Raw genomic sequence first — 20459 nt, 5'->3', positions numbered from 1 at the left:
CCCGTGCCTGGGCTCGCCCCCGCCGGCGCGGCCGGATACCGTACCGGCGGCGCGGGTCACCCCGGGTCGCGCCGTCGAGCGGTGGGAGGACCCGATGCGCCTGCACGTGGGGTGCGCCATGTGGACGCACAGGTCCTGGCAGGGGCGCTACCTGGCGCACCCGCTGCCGGCCCACGAGCGGCTGCGCGCGTACGCCGGCTGGTGCACGGCGGTCGAGGGGAACACCACCTTCTACGCCACCCCCAGCCGGGAGACGGTCGCGTCCTGGGCTGGGCAGACCGACCCCGACTTCCGGTTCGTGCCCAAGCTGCCGAAGGTCGTCACGCACGAGCGGCGGCTCGCCGGCGCCGACGAGGAACTCCGGGCCTTCCTGGACGCCGTCGAACCCCTCGGCCCACGGGCCCACGCTCTCTGGATCCAGCTGCCGGGCTCGTTCGGCCCCGCCGACGTGCCCGCGCTGGCCCGTTTCCTGCGCGGGCTGCCCGCCGCCCACCGGTACGCCGTGGAGGTGCGTCACCCCGCGTTCTTCGACGACCCCCGGGCGGCGCGGACGCTGGAGGAGGCGCTCGCCACCGTCGGCGCGGAGTGGGTGCCCTTCGACACGACCGCGTTCTTCCGCACCCCGCCGACCAGCGACGCGGAACGCGAGGCGTGGACCAGGAAGCCGCGCACGCCGCTGCGCACCCGCGCGCTGACCGACCGGCCGATCGTCCGGTACCTCGGCCGGGACGACCCCGCACGCACGGTCGAGGGCTGGCAGCCGTGGCTCGACGTGGTGACCGGCTGGCTGCGCGAGGGACGATCGCCGACGGTGTTCGTGCACACCCCGGACAACGCCGACGCGCCCGAGCTCGCCCGCCGGTTCCACGGCGAGGTGCGGGCGCGCCTGCCGGAGGTCGAGCCGCTGCCGGAGCCGGAGCCGATCGGGCCGTCGACGCTGTTCTGAACGGACCCGCCCCGCCCCGGGTCTTCCCGCACCGACCCGGCGGCCGCGCGGCCCGCCGACTCAGGCCCCGTCCGGCTGGTTCGGGTCGATCAGCACCTTGGTGTGCTCGCTGCGTCCCGAGTCGAGTTCGTCGAGGACGTCCTTCAACGACGACAGCCCGAAGGTGCCCGTGTGCAGTGCCGCCACGTCGATGCGGTGTGCGGCGATCGCGTGCATGGCGCCCACGAAGTCCTCGTGGTGGTAGGCCAGCGACCCGATGACCGTCAGTTCCCGGCTCTGCCAGTCGCCGTAGCTGACGCTCGAGTTCTCCAGCGGGTAGCCGAGCAACGCGAGCGTCCCGCCCCGGCGCACCAGCTCCGCCGACGGTTGGAACAGCGACGGAACGCCGCTGCACTCGTACACGACGTCGGCGCCCATGCCTGCGGTGAGCTCGTCCAGCGCGGCCCGCAGGTCGGCGGGCTCGACCACGTGGGCGAAGCCGAGCCTGCCGGCCAGCGCACGACGCGCCGCCGAGGGCTCCGAGATGATCATCGGCCCCGCCCCGGCGTTGCGCGCGTGCTGGGCGGTGAGCAGCCCGATCGGGCCGGCGCCCTGGACCAGGGTGGTGCTGCCGTACTCCGCCGCCACCCGCCGTACGGCGTGGAAGGTGACCGTGGCCGGCTCGACGAGCGCCGCCTCCACCGCCGAGAGGCTCTCCGGAACCGGGATCACCCGCCGCGCCGTGACCTGCGCCCGGGTGGCGAAGGCGCCGTGCGGCGGTGCGTCGGCGTCGACCCCGTTGGCCTCGGCGAACACGGTGTCGCAGTTGCGGGCGTGCCCGGCGACGCACTGGCGGCAACGGCCGCACGCGGGCCCCACCGCGCCCACCACGCGCTGGCCGACCCGCAGCCCGTCCACGCCGGCGCCCACGGCCGAGACCGAACCGGTCCACTCGTGGCCGAAGACCGCCGGCGGCAGCATGTGTCCGTCGGTGTAACCGTGCACGTCCGTGCCGCAGATGCCCGTGTACGTGATGTCGACGGTGACGCGACCGGGCCCCGGCTCGGTCCCGGACACCTCTCCCGCACGGAGTTCGCGCGGACCGGCGACCGCGAGATAGCGACCAGCAGACATACGGGATCCCCCTCGGCGACAGCCCCAGTCTTCCACCCGACCCGCGCAAAGGGGCGTCGACCAGCAGATTCGTGCGGCGGGGCGCCCCGATCCGGCCGGCCCCCGCCCGCCGCCCGCGGAGCTTCGACCCCCGTGCCGAAACATACCTTCATTGCCGGCGGGTCAACATGTAGACAATCTTCCTCGTTCTGTCTATCGTCAGCACCACTTAGCGATGTCCTTCGATTTGAAAGAGGTCGTCAATGGTGCACATCAGACGATGGGCAGGCATCGCCACAGCCCTGCTGGCGACGGAACTCCTGGTCGCGGGCACCGCCGCGCACGCCGCGCCCACCCCGGACCCGGTCCGCGTGAGCGTCGAGGACGCCGTCACCGCCAAGCTGCGCGCGCAGGTCCGGGCCACGGAGGCGGAGCACGCCGACAGCCACGAGGGGGAGCACGCCGACAGCCCCGCGGCGGAGCACGCCAAGAGCTCCGAGACCCGCGTGACCGTCACCCGCAAGAACGGCCAGTGGGCCTTCGGCACCGCCGTCGCCGTCACCTCCCACGAAAAGGACGTCCATCCGACCGGGGCGATCTTCATCGCCCGTGCGGAGGCCGGCACGTGGCGGGTGAACTTCGACGGCGAGGCCGGGTTCAGCGAGCTGGCCGCCGAGTCGCCCCTGGTGAACAGGCAGGAGAAGGCGGTCTTCACGCGTACGCCGAGCACCATGCAGGCGGGCGGCGACTACCGGACCGGGATGGCCCTGCCCTTCGCGGTCGGCCAGACCTGGACGCTGACCGGCGGCCCGCACGGCTGGGGCGGCTCCGAGACGCCGTACAGCTCGATCGACCTGGCCGGCGGTGACCAGGTGGTCCGCGCGGCGCGGGCCGGCACGGCGTACACGATGTGCACGGGATGGATCCGGGTGATCCACGACCGGGGCTACTCCACCGACTACTACCACCTGTGGAGCAGCATCTCGGTCAACGGCGCCGCCGTCGGCCAGGGCGCGTACCTGGGCTACACGGGCACCGACGTCACCTGCGGCGGGGCGGCCTCCGGCCGGCACGTCCACTTCGGGCTGCGGCAGAACAGCGCCTACGTCTCCATCGGCGGGCACGGCCTCGGCAAGTGGGAGTTCGTCAACGGCGCCGGCCCCTACCAGGGCGGCGCGCGGCACGGCTCGGCCTGGGCCGGCCCCGGCGCCGGCCTCTACAACTACGGGGCGCTGGGCTTCAACCAGGCGGTGGTCGACGCCAACGGTGGGGGCTCGGTGAACAAGCGGTCCGGGCCCGGCACCGGCTACGCCGTGCGGGGATCGGTCGGCGACGGCGCCACGGTCACCGTCTCCTGCTCCGCCAACGGCACCTCCCACACCGGGCGGTACGGCACCACCGCGCTGTGGAACCGGCTGAGCGACGGCACCTGGATCTCCGACGCCTACCTGGCGAGCGGGGTGAACGGCCCGATCAACGGCTGGTGCTGACCGGCACCCGGCCGTAGCGTCGACGCAGGGGCTCCGCCATCTCGGCGGGGTCCCTGCGCTTCGTGGGCGGCCGGGCGTCGGCGGTCAGCCGGGCAGGCCGAACTGGAGCGAGACGTGGACCCGCTCGGTGACCGCCTCCCGCCCGCCGAGGGCGTCGCGGACCTCGGCGGTGAACGCGGCCCGCTCCGGTGGCGGGGGCAACAGGTGGGCTGACATCGCGGAGAAGACGCCGCCGACCATGTCGTGCACGGTGAGCGGCGCGGCGTACTCCACCGACGACTCCACCACCCGGTAGCCGGCGGCGGCGAGGGCGTCCCGGTTGCGCCGGCGGCCGGCGGCGTCGGTCTGGCACGTCGCGGTGACGGGGTGCCCGAGCAGCCCTTCCAGGCATCCGCGCAGGGTCTGGGACCACTCGGCGTCCTGCCACCAGAGCGGGTCGCCGTTGGTGATCACGACGATCCCGCCGCCGGGGCGCAGCAGCGGCCGGGCGGCCCGGAACAGCGCCTCGCGGTCCATGAAGTGGATCGCGACGGCCACGGACAGGGCGCCGACCGCCCCGTCACCCAGCAGCCGGCCCAGGACGGGCAGGTCGGTGTCCGCGCCGAGCAGCCACGCGGCGTTGGTCGCTCCCGCGTCGAGGGCGGCCCGGCGGGCCAACGCCAGCATGTCCGGCTCCGGATCCACGCCGACGACCGCGCCCACCCGGGCGGCGAGCGGCAGGCTCAGCTGGCCGGTGCCGCAGCCGAGGTCGACGACCGTGTCGCCGTCGTCGAGACCGAAGGCCCCGACGACGGCGTCGATCACTTCCGGCGGGTACCCGCGCCGGTGCCTCGCGTAGTAGGTGGCCACCTCGCCGCTGAAGCCCGTTCCCATGCCGCCAGCCTCCGGCCCTACGGCCCGGAAGGCGAGCGATTCTGCTCAGGGCAGCGCGACCCGGGCCGCCGACGGACCGTCGGGTCGTCCGGCTCGGCCCGGGGCCCCGACGAGGAGGGACTCGTGGCGACTCCACAGCCACCGCAGGTACTGCTGGAGTTCCCCGAGGGTGGCGATCTGGTCCTCGTCCATGTAGGTGAGGATCCGCTTCACCTCCCCCGGTACGAGGTCGTAGGCGGTGGCCCCGGTCTCCGGGACGGGCGTGTCGGGGGAGACGGCCACAGGGACCGGGATGACGGGCAGGCGGAGGCTCTTCCTGTCCAGTGCCTTGAGGACCGTGAGGTAGGCGCGGGGCAGGTGGTAGGGGGAGACGGCGAGCGCGAGGCTCGCGAGGCCGAGGCCCTGTGCCTGGTCGGCGATCCAGGCGGCCTGTCGGCCGGTGTGGGGGGCGGGTGTGGCCTGGAGGCAGACCCCCTCGCAGCGGCGGAGGCCGAGGCCGCGCAGGTGGTCGAGCGTGAGTTCGACGTAGGTCTCCTCGGCCGGGTTCCCGTTCGTCACCAAAAGGTGACGCAGGCCGGGGTTCGTCTCCCAACTGCGGATCGCGTGGCTGAGCCGCCACTGTTCGCCCTGGCCGGTGGCCACGACGAGGGCGTCGACGCGGTCGGCGGCCGACGGGGGCAGCGTGAGGATCGCCGTGAGGGCCTTCACCACGTCCAGGAACTGCCCGGCGGTGAAGCCGGCGAGGTCCTCCTCCCCGACGATCCGAGGGGTTCCGCCGTGGGGGTTCACCGCATGCTCCGCCCTCGTGCGCATCGGACGACGATACTGCGTGGCCGGGCCTGACCTCCCATCCGTCTCCCGCGTCGGCAGCCGCCGCGGGTGGAGAAGACGTCGACCCTCGACGGGCCGGCGAGCTGGCAGGATGGGGTGATGCGGGACGACGACATGTGGCGTCGCGCGCCGGTCGTGTGCTGTCTGCTCCTGTCGCTCGCGGCGTGCACGTCCACCCGGGAGCCGGCCGAGGATCCCCGGCCCCCGACGCGGGCCGCCGGTACCGGCAGCGGGGTGCCGGCCCCGACACCCGGCGGTCCGGGCGAGGTGGCGTGCGCGTACGCGATCGACACCCTGCCGGAGCCGCCGGCCGGCTACCGGATCGTCCTGGGTGACGTCGCGGTGCCCGAATCGCCTGTCCTACAGGTGGCGGAATCGGGGGACGCCGATCCCGCCCTGAGGCTGTTCGCCAAGTGGGGGCTCCTGGTGCGCTCCGGCGCGGTGGTCGACATCCAGGTGGCGCCGGGCCGGGAGGGCGAGGCCCGCATCGGTTGGGGCGGTGCGGTCGCGCCCGCGCCGAGCGTACGGGTGAACGCCTGCGGTCCCGGCACGGGCCGGCCGCAGTGGCTGGCCTTCGCCGGCGGGACCTGGGTGGCGCGGCCGGCCTGCGTGCCGATGGTGCTCCGCTCGGCCGGGCGGCAGGCGCAGGTGCGGATGGGCGTGGGAGCGCCGTGCGGCGGCGTGGACGGTCCGTAGGCCGGGATCGAAGGGTCGAACCGTTCCTACCGGTAACAATGGGAAGTATCGACCGGCGCAGTTTCCTCATCGCGCGGCCGGTGGTTGTACGAGACGTGACGGCAGCCCCGTACTCCATCATGGCGGTCCCGGCGTCGACGCAGCCCGCGTGGCGGCTCAGGTGGGCGGAGCGCGAGAACGAGCGGCGGCGGCGCGCGTACGACGCGCGGTCCGCGGCCTGGCAGCGGCGCCACGACCACCTGGTCCGGCTGCGGATCGAGGCGGCCGGGTTCCTCGGCTGTACGCAGCCGCGTGCCGGCCTGCCGGTGGCCCTCGACGACGACGAGGTCGTCTACCGGGTGCTGCCGGTCGCGGACCTGATCGAGGTGGACGCGCGGCACGGCACGAGGCTGCCCGCGCCGGGTCTGACCGTCGCCACGGACGACGTCGCCGGCCGCGCGCTGCCGAGGGGCGCGCGGGTCCTCGACACCGGACTGGCCGTCGTGACCAGCCGCCGCGTCGCCTTCTCCTCGGAGCGCGGGCGGCGGCACGAGTGGAGGTACGCGGACCTGGTGGGGCCCGCGCACCACCGGGCGCTCCCGCTCACCCTGCTGCACGCCACCGACGGGCGGCGGCTCGCCGGGCTGCGGGTGCCCGCCGCCGGGACCGTTAACTTCCGCTTCTACCTCACCCTCGCCTTCGCCGCCGCCACGGGCGGACGGGCCGTCGTCACCGCGCAGCTCGAGGCGCTCCTGGCCGCCCACCGGCGTGCGCGGCCGGTGCCACCGCCGCCGGTCCGCCCGGATCAGGCCCCGTCGAGCGGGCTGCGTGCCGAACCTCGCGCGGCCCTCGCCGCCGCCGTCGTCGCGGTGGCGTTCGTGGCGCTGGCCGCTGCCGGCACGGCCGCACCGGAGCGGGTCGACCCGCCGTACCGGGCGGAGGCCGCTCGGCGCAGCACCCCCGCCGTGACGTCGGACCTTTTCGTCGCGACCGCCCCCGCCGCCGCGACGCCGGATCTTCTCGGCGCGACCGTGCCGGCCGTCTCCGGCGGGCCGGTGGCGTGGAGGACGGGCGCGGCGAGGTCGGGGGCCGGTGCGCTGGTGCCACCGGTGCGGATCGCCTGCCCGCCCGGCGGGCCCGGTGGCCCGGCCGCGCCCGCAACCGGGTGACGTCGTCGCGCCGGCCGTGCGACGCGTACGAGAACCGGACCGGGCCTAGCCCCGCGGCGGTGCGGCTGTGGTCGGCAGCGGTTGGGGCGCCCTGGGGCCGACGTAGCGCGAGTCCGGCCGGATGATCTTCGAGTCCTCGGCCTGTTCCAGCACGTTGGCGCACCATCCGATCACCCGGCTGGTGGCGAACGTCGGCGTGAACATCTCCCGGGGCAGCCCGCACAGGTGCATGACCACGCCGGCGTAGTACTCCACGTTGGTGTGCAGTTCCCGGCCCGGCTTCAGTTCCGCCAGCAGCGACAGGACCCGCTCCTCGACGGCCACGGCGAAGTCCACCAGATCGCCGCCGAGGGACCGGGCGATCCCCTTGAGCAGGCGCGAGCGGGGGTCCTCGGTGCGGTAGACGGGGTGCCCGAAACCCATGATCCGCTCGCCCCTCAGGATCCGCTCGCGCAGCCACGCGTCGGCCCGGTCGAGGGAGCCGATGGCGTCGAGGGTGTCGAGGGCCCGGCTGGGCGCGCCGCCGTGCAGCGGGCCGGAGAGCGCGCCGAGGGCGCCGCCGACGCAGGCGTAGATGTCGGCGCCGGTGGAGGCGACGACGCGGGCGGTGAAGGTGGAGGCGTTGAAGCCGTGGTCGACGGTCGCGATCAGGTAGCGCTCGATCGCGCGGGCGTGCGCGGCGGACGGCTCCTCGCCGGTGATCATGTACAGGTAGTTCGCCGCGTGCGACAGGTCGTCGCGGGACTCGACCGGCTCCAGCCCCGCCCGCAGCCGGAACAGCGCGGCCAGCAGGCTGGGCGTGAGCGCGCAGAGCGCCATGGCCTGCGCCCGGCGCTGCGCCGGCGAGGTGTCGTACAGCGGGCGGGCCCCGGCGGCGAGGCCGGCGACGGCCAGCGCGGCGCGTAGCCCGCCCATCGGGTCCGGCGACGTCGACGCCGTGGCGATGTGGGGCAGCGCGGCGGCGACGGCGGGCGGGATGTGGCGCAGCGGCGCGATCTCGCGGCGCAGCGCCGTGGGATCGGCGGGCAGGCGACCGTCGAGGAGCAGCGCCCAGACGTCCTCCAGGGTGCGCTGCTCGGCCAGGTCGATCGCGGAGTACTGCCGGTAGTGGTAGAAGCCCTCGGCGCCGCGGACGCGGCCGATCGTGGTGTCGGTGACCACGACGCCGGCGAGCCCGCGCGGAACGGTGATGGTGTCAGGCATGCGGGCAGCGTCACGCCGTCGAACGGGCACAGTCAACGTTGATTCAGTCAACGTGAGACCATGCCCACATGTCCGGGGAACAGCTGCTGACGACCGTCGAGGCGGCGCTTCGCCTGCGCGTCAAGCCGGAGACGATCTACGCGTACGTCAGTCGCGGGTTGATTCCCCGGGTCAAGGTCCCCGGCGAGCGGATCAGCCGGTTCCGGCTCGCCGACGTCGAGCGGCTGGCCGCGCGGACGCAGGCGACCCGGCCGGACCGCGACGCGGCCCCCGCGATGCGGACCGCCACCACGTTGATCGCCTACGGACGGCTGCACTACCGGGGGCTGGACGTTGGCACGCTCGCGCCGGCGACCGCGTTCGAGGAGGTCGTGCACTGGCTGTGGACGGGGGAACGGCACCGGGGCGCCTTCGCGGCGTCCGCCGAGACCCTCGACAGGGCCAGGCTGGCGAGCGCCCACCTGCCCGCCCGGGCGCGGCTGTTCGACCGCCTGCCGGTGGTCGTCGCCGTCGCCGCCGCGATGGACCCGCTGCGCTTCGACCTGGCGCCCGCGACCGTGACGGCCCTCGCGCCGGCGCTGCTGTCCACCATGGTCGACGCCCTGCCCCTGGCCGGGCGGGCGCCCGCCGACGAGCGCCTCGCGGCCCGGCTGTGGTCGCGGCTGACGGGCACGCCACCGTCCGCGGCCGGTCTCCGGGCGCTCAACGCCGCGCTCGTCCTGCTCGCCGACCACGACCTGGCCGCGTCGACCATCGCGGTACGCGTCGCGGCCTCGACCCGGGCGAACCCCTACGCGGCGGTCCTGGCGGGCCTCGGGGCGCTGGACGGGCCGATGCACGGAGCCATCGGCAGCGGCGTCCACCGGATGATCGAGGCCGCCCGGCGGGACGGGGCGTCGGCCGCGATCGTCGAGTGGCTGCGGGCCGGCAACCTGCCCGGGTTCGGGCATCCGCTGTACCCGGCGGGCGACCCGCGTGGCGCGACCCTGCTCGACCTCGTCGCGGACCTGCCGATCGAGGGTGACCTGCGGCGGGCCGTGGACGACCTGACGGCCACGGCGCAGCGGCGGGGCGTCCTGCCCAACGTCGACTTCGCGGTCGCCGTGCTGTCGCACGCGGCCGGCATGGGGCCGGGCGCCGCCGAGGTGATCTTCTCGGTCGCCCGGACGGCGGGTTGGCTCGCGCACGTCAACGAGGAGTACGCCCAGGCACCCAATCGGTTCCGCTGGAACAGCGGTTACACCGGGCCGCCCCCCGCCGCGCCGTGAGTTCGGGTCGCCGCACCCCGCGGATCAGGCAGTCACGTTGGCGACGAACGCGGCGACGTGCGCCACGGTCCGCTGGATCTTCTCCTCCAGGGTGAGGGACTCCTGCAGCCGTGCGCCGGCTCCCGCGTCCTTCTTGCCCCGCACGTAGAGCGAGCAGGCGAGGTCGCTGCACACGTAGGTGCCGACCGTGTTGCCCTGCTGCCCGGCCCTACCCGCCCTGGGCGCGACCATCAGGGAGACGCCCCCGCTCGGGGCGGTCAGGCACATCGAGCACATGCCGCGCCGTGGCTGCGCGGGGGTGGGGCTGGGGCAGCGCAGCGCGAGGGCTCTCGGCCGGCCGTCCAGCTCGGCGACGAGGTAGGCGCGCTGGGGGGACCGGGGATCTCGCCAGCCGAGGTAGTCCAGGTCGTCCCAGGGGCGCTCGGCCAGGTCGCGGGGGACGGACAGGCGCTTCGCCTCGCCCCTGGTGCAGTTCACGAAGGCGGCGCGGATCTCCTGCTCGGTCAGCGGCTTCATGCGAGGAAGGCTAATTTGCCTAAATGCATTAGGCAAATGCATAATCGGTTATGCCTAGCGGGCGGAGGAGCATGGCACGGGCAGGGCTGACCACGGAACGCCTGACCCTGGCGGGGGCGGAACTCGCCGACGAGGTCGGCTTCGACCAGGTGACCGTCTCGGCGATCGCCAGGCGGTTCGACGTCAAGGTCGCGAGCCTGTACTCGCACCTGAAGAGCTCCCAGGACCTGAGGACCAGGATCGCCCTGCTCGCCCTTGAGGAACTCGCCGACCGGGCCGCCGACGCGCTGGCGGGGCGCGCCGGCAAGGACGCCCTGACCGCCCTCGCGAACGTCTACCGCGACTACGCCCGGGAGCATCCCGGCCGCTACGCCGCGGCCCAGCTCAGGCTCGACCCGCAGACGGCGGCCGCCAGCGCCGGCGGCAGGCACGCGCAGATGACCCGGGCGTTGCTGCGCGGCTACGACCTGACGGAGCCGGACCAGACGCACGCGGTCCGGCTGCTGGGCAGCGTCTTCCACGGCTACGTCAGCCTGGAGTTGGGCGGCGGGTTCAGCCACAGCGCCCCCGACACCGAGGAGACCTGGACACGGGTCCTGGACGCCCTCGACGCCCTGCTGCGCAACTGGCCCGCGCCCTGAGCGCGGCGCGACGACCTAGAGCCGGTGCCTGACCCAGACGTTGGGCTCGACGTAGACGGCGTGGTCGTGCGCCACGTCGCAGTGCACCGGCACGAGGGCCCCGGGCACGTGGACCGGCCCGCTGGTGTCGAACGGCAGGCCCGTCCAGCGACGCCAGTCGGCGAGGGTCCCGGCGATCGTCATCGACCGGGTGGCGACGCGTTCGATGCGTCCGCCCGCGCGGACGTGCACCCGCAGCCAGGGGTCGACCGGCAGGCCGTCCTCGCGGAGCTGCGCCGCGTACTCCGCCGTCGGCAGTTCGGGCTGGGCGTGCTTGCCGCTCGGTCGGACGGGCGCGACCAGCGTGTCGTATCCCAGTTTCGCGACAGCCTCCCGCATCGCGGCGAGCATCACGGCGGACAGCCCGGTGCCCCGCCGGTCGGGCCGGATGCAGATCTCCAACGCCGAGACGATGTTCGGGTCGGCGCCGGTCAGGCGGTTGAGGGTGGATCGCTGGATCACCCGGTCCCAACCACCGTCGGGAAGCTCGGGTTCCGTCCAGCGCAGCGGCACCGCGTACGCCCGGGCGACCGCGCGTGCGGGATCGGCGGGGTCGACGGCGGCGAACACGAACTCGGGGTACAGGTCGTGGGCGACGCCGTAGTACAGCGCGCCCATCGGGTCCCACAGCATGAACGGCGGCCACGCCCCGTCGAAGTCCTCGTCGAGCGAACGGGCGAGGTCGGGGCGGTCCGCCAGGCTCACGATGTCGAGGGTCACGGCCGAAACGTAGAGCGCCGGGGCCGGCGCGCGCACCTCAGTTTCGGGGCCTGTGCGACGGGTCACGGCCGCCCCGGCCGACCCCACGACGAGGCCCTGAGGCTGCGGACGCTGGCCGGTGCGCGGGCGTTCGGTCTATGGTGACGCCGTGATCGCCCCCGGCCCCTCCCGGCAGCCCCGCACCGCGGCGCACCAGGACCTTTCCGCGCCGTCGCGCACGGCCGCGACGGTCGGGCGGCGGAGCCGCCTCGTCGCGGGCGCGATCACCCGTCGCCTCGTCGTGCCGTCGGTCGTCCGCGCCCGCCGGGGCGCCGTCGCGCCGATCGTCGCGCCGCCGACCCGGCGGGCGCCTCGCCAGGGCCGCCCGCCGCCACCCGGTCGAGATCCACAGGACCGGCACACGGCGGGCGGAGCGCATCAGCGCTCCGCCCTTTCTTTTCGTTCCGAGCAGGGAGAAGGACCGATCGTGTACGTCGTGAACAGGCAGGACGAGCTGGGGGTGCTCCGGATCGTGCTGGAGGAGCAGTACGAGCGGCACAGCACCCAGTTGGCGCTGCTGGACCGGCAGGCCCGCCAGGTGCGCTCCGACGGCGCCGATCTCGAGGCCGCCGCCGCGTTGACCGCCGCCACGCGACGGGCCCTCGGTGACATCGCCCGGGCGCTGCACTACCTGGAACAGGGCCGCTACGGCACCTGCGAGGGGTGCGACCGCGACATCCCGATCGAGGAGCTGGCGCACCGCCCGTCGGCCCGGTACTGCGCCACCTGCCGGCCCGCGCCCCACCGGCGCGCCGCCCACGGCCGCACCAGCTGCGACTGTCGTAGCTAGGCGCGCCGCCTGTCTTCGTCCTTCGGGCAGCGCGGCGGACAGGACGGCGCCGGCCACCGGGAGGGTGGGCCGGCGCCGGGCGCGCAGGTCAGCGAATACGTCGGCGTCCGTAGGCGCCAGCGGCGATGGCGACGCCGATCGCGGCGAAGACGACCTGGAGGGCCAGCTCGATCCAGTCGATCCCCCGGGTGTCGTCGACGCCCAGGGCCCCGGCGACGAGTGTGCCGAGGATCGCCGCCACCACACCGATGAGCAGTGTGAGCCAGATCGGGATGTTCTGCTTGCCCGGTACGACCAGGCGGCCCAACGCCCCGATGATCAGACCGATGATGATGGCAGTGAAGAAACCGGTGACTTCCACTGGAGCCGTCCTTCCGGAGAGTTGTCGTCGAGCGGGGTGTTGCCCCCGCCGGAAGGGCGGCGAAACCACTCACGGTTACTTTCACGGCTTCTTCACACAACTGTCATGGAGCTGCGAACGAATCGTCATCGGTGTCACCGGACGGCTCGCAGCCGAGCTGGCCTGGCCGAGAACCGTGCCTGACGCCCCGCGCGCGTCGGCGAGCCGGCCGCCGTCCGGCTGGTCTGCGGTGCCGCGCCGGTCGCGGAACGTAGGCAGGCGTCTCGCCACGCCGGGCGTACCTGAGGCCGAGGCGAACGAGGGCCCCGTCCCTGTCGTGCCGCCTCGGGCCCGGCAACGAGCGCGGCGGCCCGCCTCCGACCCGGCAACGAGCGCGGCAGCCGAGGATGTGGCGCACCGTCAGTTGCGACCGTTGGTCGGCGTGTAGACGCCGGCCCGGGCGGCTGCCGCTGCCCCTTCGGCAGCCCGGTCCGCCGCGGCCTCGTCGACGGGATCTCCGCTGACGAGCAGGCGGTAGTAGAGCGGGGCCGAGACGGCGCGGATGACTTCGGCCGCATCCGTGCCCGCCGGCAGCTCCGCCCGCTGCACGGCCTGCTCGACGCAGGGAGCCCACTCGGCGATGCGCACGGCATAGAAGCGATGCAGCGCCTCGGCGGCACGGGAGTCGCAGGTCGCGGCCACGATGACCGCCCGGAACAGCGCGCCCTGGCGCGGATCGACCAGGGTGCGCTGCACGAGCCGGGCATTGGCGCGCAGGTCCCCGATCAGCGAGCCGGTGTCGGCCCGGGGCGACGACTGCTCCGCCATGTCCGCCAGCAGATCGGCGACGAGGCCGGCGACCGTACCCCAGCGGCGGTAGACCGTCGTTTTGCCCACCTCGGCGCGGCGCGCCACATCGGCGAGGTCGAGACGGTCGAAGCCGTGCTCGATGAGCGCGTCACTGGCGGCTCGGAGCACGGCGGCGCGTACCCGGGCGGTCCGTCCTCCGGGCCGGATGGCACCGACGGTCATAACGGGTCTCCAGTTCCCTTAACTGCGGATGGCTGCTATCGTACTCAACATCTTAAAGGAACCACAGTTCCGTTAACAAAGGGGTGTGATCGTGGAGTACCGACGACTGGGGGCATCCGGCCTCACCGTGCCCGCGCTGAGCTTCGGTGCCGGCACCTTCGGGGGTTCCGGACCGCTCTTCGGCGCCTGGGGCAACACGGACGCGCGCGAGGCCAGGCGCCTCGTGGACATCTGCCTGGACGCCGGGATAACCATGTTCGACACCGCGGACGTGTACTCCGACGGCGCGTCCGAGGAGGTGCTGGGGCAGGCGATCAGAGGCCGACGCGACGCCGTCCTGATCTCCACCAAGAGCGGCCTGCCGACCGGCGACGGACCGAACGACGCGGGGACCTCACGAGCCCGGCTCATCCGATCGGTCGACGCGGCGCTGCGCCGACTCGGCACCGACTACATCGACCTGTTCCAGCTGCACGCCTTCGACGCCGCGACGCCCGTCGAGGAGGTCGTAGCGACACTGGACGACCTGGTGCGGGCCGGCAAGATCCGCTACGTCGGCGCCTCCAACTTCGCCGGCTGGCAACTCATGAAGTCCCTCTCCGCCGCCGACCGGGACCACCGTTGCCGGTACGTGGCGCACCAGGTCTACTACTCCCTGGTCGGCCGGGACTACGAATGGGAACTGCTGCCCCTGGGCCTCGACCAGGGCGTCGGAGCCGTCGTGTGGAGCCCGCTCGGCTGGGGACGACTCACCGGCAGGATCCGCCGCGACACCCCGCCACCGCCCGCGAGCCGGCTGCACGCCACCGCCGCGTTCGGCCCGCCGGTCGACGACGAGCACCTCTTCCGCATCGTGGACGTCCTCGACGATCTGTCCCGCGAGACCGGCCGGGCAGTGCCGCAGATCGCGGTCAACTGGCTGCTGCGACGACCCACCGTGGCCACCGTGATCATCGGCGCCCGCAACGAGGAGCAACTGCGGCAGAACATCGGAGCCGTCGGCTGGTCACTCACACCCGAACAGATCGCCCGGCTCGACACCGCCAGCGCCCGCACCGCGCCCTACCCGTACTTCCCTTACCAGCGGCAGGAGGGCTTCGCCAGGCTCAACCCCTCGCCGGTCGCGACCGCCCCCTGATCTCTGCGACTTGCCGACCACCAGGGCTTCCTCGACGGGCGCCGGAAGCTCTGGGCTGCTGGCACGTCCGGCTGTGCTGATCCGGTGGCCGCGGGGCGGGAGGCGGGAGGCTCGCCCGTCTCCCGCCTGCCTGCGGTATCCGTCCGGTGTGCAGCGAGGCCCAGCCGGCGGCTCGTCGGTTCCGGGCGGTGCCCGTCAGCGCAGTGGGTCGAACGGGCGCAGCTCGACGGGCTGCCCGCCGCCGGTGATCTGCTCGGCGAGCAGTTCGCCGGTGAGCGGGCCGAGGGTGATGCCCCACATGCCGTGGCCGCCGGCGGCGTAGACGCGCGGCGACCTGGTCCGGCCGATCAGGGGAAGGCCGTCGGGGGTGCAGGGCCGCGAGCCGACCCACTCGTCGGTGCGGGCATCCAGGTCGGCGCCCCGCAGCAGCGGTCGGGCGGCCTCGGCGATGGCCGAGATGCGGCGCCGGTCCAGCGGCGCCTCGGCGCTGCGGAACTCCATCATCCCGGCGACGCGCAGCCGGTCGCCCAGCGGCGTGCAGGCCACGCGCTGCGCGGGGAAGTAGACCGGACCGGCCGGCAGGTGCTCGATCGCGACGCTGAAGCTGTAGCCGCGGCCGGCCTGCACGAGGGTGCGGACGCCGAAGCGCCGGGCCAGTTGGCCGAGCCAGGTGCCGGTCGCCAGCACCACCGCGTCGTAGCGCTCGTCCGTGCCGGCGGAGGTCAGCACCCGGACCCCGGTCGCCTCGTCGCGGACGTCCACGACGTCCACCCCGGTCTCGATCGCCCCGCCCCGCGCGCGGACGGAGTCGGCCAGCGCATGCACGTACTGCCCCGGGTTGACGTAGCGCTGGTCGTGCAGGCGGATGGCGGCGCCGACCGCGTCCGACAGGGAGGGCTCCACCTCCCGTGCCTCGGCCCCGGTCAGGACGTCGAACTCGATCCCCTGGCCGGCGGAGTGGATGTGCGCCAGCTCGTCGAGCAGGACCGACCGTTCGGCCTCGGTCCGGTACGCGGCGAGGAACGACTTCGCCTCGTGCGTCGGCGCCGCGACCCCACCGGCGGTCAGCGCGTCGAACGCCGCCAGCGCCCGCCGGTTCACCGGGATGAGGGCCCGCATCGCGCTCTGCCACCTCGACGCGGTGCTGTGCCGCGCGAAGCCGGCCAGGAACCGCAGCAGCCGGGGGTCGGCGCGCGGCGGCACGTAGACCGGCGAGGACGGGCTCAGCACGGCGCGCACCCCGTACCGCAGCACCGCCGGCTCCGGCAGGGGAGTGGTGATGCCGGGGGTGAGCCAGCCCGCGTTGCCCCACGACGCGCCCGCCGCGACCCCCGTACGGTCCAGCACGGTGACCCGGACCCCCCGCTCCTGCAGGAACCAGGCGGTGGCCAGCCCGACCATCCCCGCGCCGACGACGGCGACGTGCTGGGGGGCGGGCACTGACTCGGCGGGGGACATGGCGTCTTCTCCTTCGGGCGCGACAGGGATCGCGGCAATCCTGTCCCCGCCGGGCCGGGAGGTCATTGTCCGTTCCGGCCAACGATCGCCCAGGTCATTGGCCCTGGCGCACAAGATCGGGGCACAATCGCGGCATGCTCACCGTGGCTGGCGTGGTGGACGCGGCCGGCGCCGCGTTGCTCAAGGTCGTCGTCGCCGCCGACGAGGCGGAGGTACGCGACGTGACCCTCGCCGAACCCGACGACGCCACGACCGGCCAGAGCGGCGACCTCGTCCTCGGCGCGGGCGTCGCGACCCCGGAACAGGCCCTCGCCGTCGTCGCCCGCTGCCAGGAGGCCGGGGCGGCCGGCCTGGTGCTCAAGCCCCCGCTGGCCGCGCACCCCGACGTGACGACGGCGGCCGCCGAACGGCGCCTGACCCTGGTCGAGCTTCAGCGTCACGGCTCCTGGGCCCAGCTCGTCTGGCTGCTCCGCGGGATGATCGACCGGGCCGTCGCGCCCGGCTCGCCGGAGACCGGGGAGCCCGGCGTGTACGACGAGCTGTTCGCCCTCGCCGACGCGACCGCCGCCGTGGTCGACGCGCCGGTGACGATCGAGGACGCCCGGTCCCGGGTGCTCGCCTACTCCTCGCGCCAGGACCGCACCGACCCGGCGCGCGTGTCGACGATCGTCGGTCGTCGCGCCCCCGGCAACGTGATCGCCCACTTCCGTTCCCGGGGCGTCTTCCGCAAGCTCGCGACGGGCAGCGAGCTGATCTTCGTCCCGCAGGGCCCGGACGGGACGTTGCCCCGCCTCGTCATCCCGATCCGCGCCGGAGGCGAGCTGCTCGGCTCGATCTGGGCCGTCGTCGAGGGCCCGGTGCCGCAGGGGCAGCTGCGCGACCTCCAGGGCACCGCGTCCGTGCTGGCCCTGCACCTGCTCCGCCTGCGCGTGCAGGCCGACGTCGCGCGCCGGGTGTCGGCCGACCGCCTGCGGGCAGTCCTGCGGGCCCCCGGGAGGATGGGCCGGGAGGAGCTGGCCCTCCCCGAGGGGCCGTGGCGGGTCGTCGCCCTCGGCGGGACGGGGGAGATGGTCGACAACCTCGCCCTGTGGGAGTCGATCACCCGTCGGCACGGTTGGCGCCAGCCGCTGCTCGCGGACGTCGGGGACGTCCTGTTCGCCGTCCTGGTCGACGAGGGGGCCTCGCCCGGGTCCCGGCGGTGGATGGAGAAGCTGGTCCACGACGTCGCCGTGCAGGACCCCGGGCTGTACGCCGCGTCCGGCGGTGTCGCCCGGAGCCTGACGGACCTGCCGCGCTCCCGCGCCGAGGCGGCGGAGCTGCTCGCGTTGCGCGGTCCGACCGGGCAGCGGGGCCCCGTGCTGCGGTTCGAGGACCACTGGGCGGAAGTTGTCGTGCACCGGGTGGTCGGCGCCGTGCCGACCGCGGACCTGCTGGTGGGCGGCCCCCTGCCCGATCTCCTGGCCCACGACCGGGAACACGGCACCGACTACGTCGCCACGGTCGCCGCCTGGCTCGACCAGCAGGGCGACCCGCAGCGGGCCGCCCGGCAGCTGCACGTGCATCCCAACACGCTCCGGTACCGGTTGCGTCGCCTCACCGAGGTCGTCCCCGTGGATCTCGACTCGCCACGCACGCGGCTGGCGTTGCAGATCCAGCTCGCGGCGCTGCGCCCCGCGCCGACCGCGCCCCGTCCCGTGGCGTAGGGGGCAGGCGGCCCCGGAGCCGGGCGGTGCGGAGGCGGCGAGGCGCTCAGGCGAGGCGGTGGTCGAGGGCGGTGTGGCGGCGTCCGGCGCCGACGGTACGGACGGCGGCGGCGAGGGCGCGGCGGGAACCGACCAGGACGACGAGCTTCTTGGCGCGGGTGACGGCGGTGTAGAGCAGGTTGCGTTGCAGCATCATCCAGGCGCTGGTGGTCAGCGGGATGACGACGGCCGGGTACTCGGAGCCCTGCGAGCGGTGGATGGTCATGGCGTACGCGTGGGCGAGTTCGTCGAGTTCGTCGAAGTCGTAGTCGATGCTCTCGTCCTCGTCGGTGCGTACCGTCAGGGTCTGCTCGTCGGTGCTCAGCGCCGTGACGATGCCGACGGTGCCGTTGAAGACGCCGGCCTGGCCCTTGTCGTAGTTGTTGCGGATCTGGGTGACCTTGTCGCCGACGCGGAACACCCGGCCACCCAGGCGACGCTCGGGTTGGCCCTCGCGCGCCGGGGTGAGCCGCTGCTGGAGCAGCGTGTTCAGGGCCGCCGCGCCGGCGGGCCCGCGGTGCATGGGGGTGAGGACCTGGACGTCGCGGCGCGGGTCGAGGCCGAAGCGGGCGGGGATCCGGGTGCAGGCGACGTCGACGGTCAGGGCGGCGGTGGCGTCGGTGTCGTCGCTGGCGAACAGGAAGAAGTCGCTGAGGCCCTGGAGCAGGGGCGGCTTGCCGGCGTTGATGCGGTGGGCGTTGGTGACGACGCCGGACTCCGCGGCCTGGCGGAACACCTGCGTCAGCCGGACCCGGGGGATGGCCGGGGCGGCGAGCAGGTCCCGCAGGACCTCGCCGGCGCCGACGGAGGGGAGCTGGTCGACGTCGCCGACGAGCAGCAGGTGCGCGCCGGGCGGGACGGCCTTGACGAGCTTGTTGGCCAGGATGAGGTCGAGCATGGACGCCTCGTCGACGACGAGGAGGTCGACGTCGAGGGGGTTGTCCCGGTCGTGGCTGGCCTCCCCGCCGGGGCGCAGCTGCAACAGCCGGTGCACGGTGGCCGCCGGATGCCCGGTCAGCTCCGACAGCCGCTTGGCGGCGCGGCCCGTCGGCGCGACGAGGGTGACCTTGGCCTTCTTCGCGGCGGCGAGTTCGACGATCGAGCGTACGGTGAAGCTCTTGCCGCAGCCGGGCCCGCCGGTCAGCACGGCGACCCTGGAGGTGAGGGCGAGGCGGACCGCCTGTTCCTGCTCGGGGGCCAGCTCGGTGCCGGTGCGGGCTTTCAGCCAGGCCAGCGCCCTGCCCCAGTCGACGCCGGTGAAGTGGGGCAGCCGGTCGGCGCGGTCGCGCAGCAGCCGCAGCAGGGATCCGGCGAGGGACTGCTCGGCGCGGTGGAACGGCACCAGGTACACCGCCGCCGTCGGCTCGCCGTCCGGCCCGGGCAGCGTCTCGCGGACCACCCCCTCCTCGCCGACGAGGCCGTCCAGGCAGGTGGCGACGAGGTCGGCGGGCACGTTGAGGATCCTGGTGGCGTCGGCGACCAACTGCCTGTCGGGCAGATAGCAGTGCCCGTTGTCGGTGGCCTCGGACAGGGTGTACTGCAGGCCGGCCTTGACCCGCTGAGGGCTGTCGTGCGGGATCCCGACGGCCTGCGCGATGGTGTCGGCGGTCTTGAAGCCGATGCCCCACACGTCGGCCGCCAGCCGGTACGGCTCGTTCCTGACCACCGTGATGGAGGCGTCGCCGTACTGCTTGAAGATCCGTACGGCCAGGGAGGTCGACACGCCGACGCCCTGGAGGAAGACCATCACCTCCTTGATGGCCTTCTGCTCCTCCCACGCCGCGGTGATCTTGGCGGTGCGCTTCGGCCCCAGGCCGGGCACCTCGACCAGGCGGGCGGGCTCCTCCTCGATCACGCGGAGGGTGTCGAGGCCGAAGTGGGCGACGATCCGCTCGGCGAACACCGGACCGATGCCCTTGACCAGCCCGGAACCGAGGTAACGGCGGATGCCCTGGATCGTGGCCGGCAGGACGGTCGTGTACGAGTGCACCTCGAACTGCCGGCCGTACTGCGGGTGCGACGACCACCGACCGGACAGGCGCAGGCTTTCCCCCGGCTGGGCTCCCAGCAGCGCACCGACCACCGTGAGCAGGTCGCTGCCGCGGTCGGTGGCCACCCGGGCGACGGTGTAGCCGGTCTCCTCGTTGACGTAGGTCAACCGCTCGAGCACCGCGTCCAACACGGCCGACGGCGGGCGGGTGGGGGCAGTCACCCGCCCATCTTGCCTCCTGCCGACGCGGGGGTGCCGCCGGCCCGACCACGCGCCACGGCAGGCGGCCGGATCCGTCCCGCGCGGGCGGATCGTCGATCCCTGCCGTGGACGCAACCGCGGGCGGTGGGCGGCGCGTTGACTCATCGGGCGGCCGGGTCGCGAAGCGCTCCGGGCCGGTTCAGGCAGCGCCCGTCGACGTCGCGTCGACGCCGGGGGTGCCCGGCGTCGCGGGTCGGCGGTCGCCG

At 74.2% G+C, this 20459-nt stretch carries 19 protein-coding genes; 9 read left to right on the top strand and 10 right to left on the bottom strand.

Features of this window, described 5'->3' with window-relative positions:
* The first annotated feature begins 118 nt into the window (after window positions 1-118).
* Entirely contained in the window at window positions 119-946 is an 828-nt protein-coding gene (locus DER29_RS19210; protein WP_199729477.1) for a DUF72 domain-containing protein, read from the top strand.
* A 60-nt stretch (window positions 947-1006) separates the two neighbouring features.
* Here the strand turns inward: DER29_RS19210 and DER29_RS19205 are convergent, their stop codons facing one another.
* Window positions 1007-2059, bottom strand: coding sequence for a zinc-binding dehydrogenase (locus tag DER29_RS19205; RefSeq protein ID WP_121398583.1), 1053 nt, complete (start codon window positions 2057-2059; stop codon window positions 1007-1009).
* A 242-nt stretch (window positions 2060-2301) separates the two neighbouring features.
* Between DER29_RS19205 and DER29_RS19200 the strand changes: the two genes are divergently transcribed.
* Window positions 2302-3528, top strand: coding sequence for a peptidoglycan DD-metalloendopeptidase family protein (locus DER29_RS19200; RefSeq protein ID WP_121398582.1), 1227 nt, complete (start codon window positions 2302-2304; stop codon window positions 3526-3528).
* A gap of 84 nt (window positions 3529-3612) precedes the next feature.
* On the opposite strand, the gene DER29_RS19195 is transcribed toward DER29_RS19200, so the two are convergent.
* Both DER29_RS19195 and DER29_RS19190 read right to left on the bottom strand, forming a co-directional pair.
* On the bottom strand, window positions 3613-4401 hold the full coding sequence (locus DER29_RS19195) for a class I SAM-dependent methyltransferase (RefSeq protein ID WP_121398581.1): 789 nt from the start codon (window positions 4399-4401) through the stop codon (window positions 3613-3615).
* 45 nt (window positions 4402-4446) lie between these two features.
* Complete coding sequence (locus DER29_RS19190; protein WP_370040320.1) at window positions 4447-5190, bottom strand: hypothetical protein; 744 nt, start codon at window positions 5188-5190, stop codon at window positions 4447-4449.
* A gap of 90 nt (window positions 5191-5280) precedes the next feature.
* Between DER29_RS19190 and DER29_RS19185 the strand changes: the two genes are divergently transcribed.
* Both DER29_RS19185 and DER29_RS19180 read left to right on the top strand, forming a co-directional pair.
* Entirely contained in the window at window positions 5281-5928 is a 648-nt protein-coding gene (locus DER29_RS19185; RefSeq protein ID WP_148710086.1) for a hypothetical protein, read from the top strand.
* A 95-nt stretch (window positions 5929-6023) separates the two neighbouring features.
* A complete protein-coding gene (locus DER29_RS19180; protein ID WP_148710085.1) occupies window positions 6024-7076 on the top strand; it encodes a hypothetical protein in 1053 nt (350 codons plus the stop codon).
* A gap of 45 nt (window positions 7077-7121) precedes the next feature.
* On the opposite strand, the gene DER29_RS19175 is transcribed toward DER29_RS19180, so the two are convergent.
* Complete coding sequence (locus tag DER29_RS19175; RefSeq protein ID WP_121398578.1) at window positions 7122-8279, bottom strand: citrate synthase; 1158 nt, start codon at window positions 8277-8279, stop codon at window positions 7122-7124.
* A 68-nt stretch (window positions 8280-8347) separates the two neighbouring features.
* Here DER29_RS19175 and DER29_RS19170 point away from each other — a divergent pair, with 68 nt between their 5' ends.
* Window positions 8348-9547, top strand: a complete 1200-nt coding sequence (locus tag DER29_RS19170; protein ID WP_121398577.1) for a citrate synthase — start codon at window positions 8348-8350, stop codon at window positions 9545-9547.
* Between the two features lie 24 nt (window positions 9548-9571).
* Here the strand turns inward: DER29_RS19170 and DER29_RS19165 are convergent, their stop codons facing one another.
* Complete coding sequence (locus DER29_RS19165) at window positions 9572-10063, bottom strand: FBP domain-containing protein (protein ID WP_121398576.1); 492 nt, start codon at window positions 10061-10063, stop codon at window positions 9572-9574.
* A 71-nt stretch (window positions 10064-10134) separates the two neighbouring features.
* On the opposite strand from DER29_RS19165, the gene DER29_RS19160 reads away from it, so the two are divergent.
* Entirely contained in the window at window positions 10135-10704 is a 570-nt protein-coding gene (locus DER29_RS19160) for a TetR/AcrR family transcriptional regulator (RefSeq protein WP_121398575.1), read from the top strand.
* Window positions 10705-10719: 15 nt separating this feature from the next.
* On the opposite strand, the gene DER29_RS19155 is transcribed toward DER29_RS19160, so the two are convergent.
* Complete coding sequence (locus tag DER29_RS19155; protein ID WP_121399336.1) at window positions 10720-11463, bottom strand: N-acetyltransferase; 744 nt, start codon at window positions 11461-11463, stop codon at window positions 10720-10722.
* A gap of 475 nt (window positions 11464-11938) precedes the next feature.
* Here DER29_RS19155 and DER29_RS19150 point away from each other — a divergent pair, with 475 nt between their 5' ends.
* Window positions 11939-12292 carry a TraR/DksA family transcriptional regulator gene (locus DER29_RS19150; protein ID WP_148710084.1) on the top strand — a complete coding sequence of 118 codons (354 nt, stop codon included), beginning with the start codon at window positions 11939-11941 and terminating at the stop codon, window positions 12290-12292.
* A gap of 88 nt (window positions 12293-12380) precedes the next feature.
* Here the strand turns inward: DER29_RS19150 and DER29_RS19145 are convergent, their stop codons facing one another.
* Together DER29_RS19145 and DER29_RS19140 are read right to left on the bottom strand one after the other, a co-directional pair.
* Window positions 12381-12653, bottom strand: coding sequence for a GlsB/YeaQ/YmgE family stress response membrane protein (locus DER29_RS19145; protein WP_121398573.1), 273 nt, complete (start codon window positions 12651-12653; stop codon window positions 12381-12383).
* A 399-nt stretch (window positions 12654-13052) separates the two neighbouring features.
* Complete coding sequence (locus tag DER29_RS19140) at window positions 13053-13610, bottom strand: TetR/AcrR family transcriptional regulator (protein ID WP_233599931.1); 558 nt, start codon at window positions 13608-13610, stop codon at window positions 13053-13055.
* 145 nt (window positions 13611-13755) lie between these two features.
* On the opposite strand from DER29_RS19140, the gene DER29_RS19135 reads away from it, so the two are divergent.
* Complete coding sequence (locus DER29_RS19135; RefSeq protein WP_121399335.1) at window positions 13756-14802, top strand: aldo/keto reductase; 1047 nt, start codon at window positions 13756-13758, stop codon at window positions 14800-14802.
* A gap of 195 nt (window positions 14803-14997) precedes the next feature.
* Here the strand turns inward: DER29_RS19135 and DER29_RS19130 are convergent, their stop codons facing one another.
* Entirely contained in the window at window positions 14998-16260 is a 1263-nt protein-coding gene (locus DER29_RS19130) for an FAD-binding oxidoreductase (protein ID WP_199729358.1), read from the bottom strand.
* A gap of 134 nt (window positions 16261-16394) precedes the next feature.
* On the opposite strand from DER29_RS19130, the gene DER29_RS19125 reads away from it, so the two are divergent.
* Complete coding sequence (locus DER29_RS19125) at window positions 16395-17963, top strand: helix-turn-helix domain-containing protein (protein ID WP_121398570.1); 1569 nt, start codon at window positions 16395-16397, stop codon at window positions 17961-17963.
* A gap of 46 nt (window positions 17964-18009) precedes the next feature.
* Here the strand turns inward: DER29_RS19125 and DER29_RS19120 are convergent, their stop codons facing one another.
* The gene (locus tag DER29_RS19120; RefSeq protein ID WP_121398569.1) at window positions 18010-20214 is read right to left on the bottom strand and encodes an ATP-dependent RecD-like DNA helicase; all 2205 of its coding nucleotides are present in this window, start codon (window positions 20212-20214) and stop codon (window positions 18010-18012) included.
* Window positions 20215-20459 lie beyond the last annotated feature (245 nt).

It is taken from the genome of Micromonospora sp. M71_S20, assembly GCF_003664255.1.
GTDB lineage: Bacteria > Actinomycetota > Actinomycetes > Mycobacteriales > Micromonosporaceae > Micromonospora.
This window is presented reverse-complemented; position numbering and strand designations above follow the sequence as displayed.

What these genes read in the sequence shown, in the direction of transcription:
- DER29_RS19210 (WP_199729477.1), top strand. Translation starts at nt 119, where the DNA reads ATGTGGACGCACAGGTCCTGGCAGGGGCGCTACCTGGCGCACCCGCTG.
- DER29_RS19205 (WP_121398583.1), bottom strand. Translation starts at nt 2,059, where the DNA reads ATGTCTGCTGGTCGCTATCTCGCGGTCGCCGGTCCGCGCGAACTCCGT.
- DER29_RS19200 (WP_121398582.1), top strand. Translation starts at nt 2,302, where the DNA reads ATGGTGCACATCAGACGATGGGCAGGCATCGCCACAGCCCTGCTGGCG.
- DER29_RS19195 (WP_121398581.1), bottom strand. Translation starts at nt 4,401, where the DNA reads ATGGGAACGGGCTTCAGCGGCGAGGTGGCCACCTACTACGCGAGGCAC.
- DER29_RS19175 (WP_121398578.1), bottom strand. Translation starts at nt 8,279, where the DNA reads ATGCCTGACACCATCACCGTTCCGCGCGGGCTCGCCGGCGTCGTGGTC.
- DER29_RS19170 (WP_121398577.1), top strand. Translation starts at nt 8,348, where the DNA reads ATGTCCGGGGAACAGCTGCTGACGACCGTCGAGGCGGCGCTTCGCCTG.
- DER29_RS19165 (WP_121398576.1), bottom strand. Translation starts at nt 10,063, where the DNA reads ATGAAGCCGCTGACCGAGCAGGAGATCCGCGCCGCCTTCGTGAACTGC.
- DER29_RS19160 (WP_121398575.1), top strand. Translation starts at nt 10,135, where the DNA reads ATGGCACGGGCAGGGCTGACCACGGAACGCCTGACCCTGGCGGGGGCG.
- DER29_RS19130 (WP_199729358.1), bottom strand. Translation starts at nt 16,260, where the DNA reads ATGTCCCCCGCCGAGTCAGTGCCCGCCCCCCAGCACGTCGCCGTCGTC.
- DER29_RS19125 (WP_121398570.1), top strand. Translation starts at nt 16,395, where the DNA reads ATGCTCACCGTGGCTGGCGTGGTGGACGCGGCCGGCGCCGCGTTGCTC.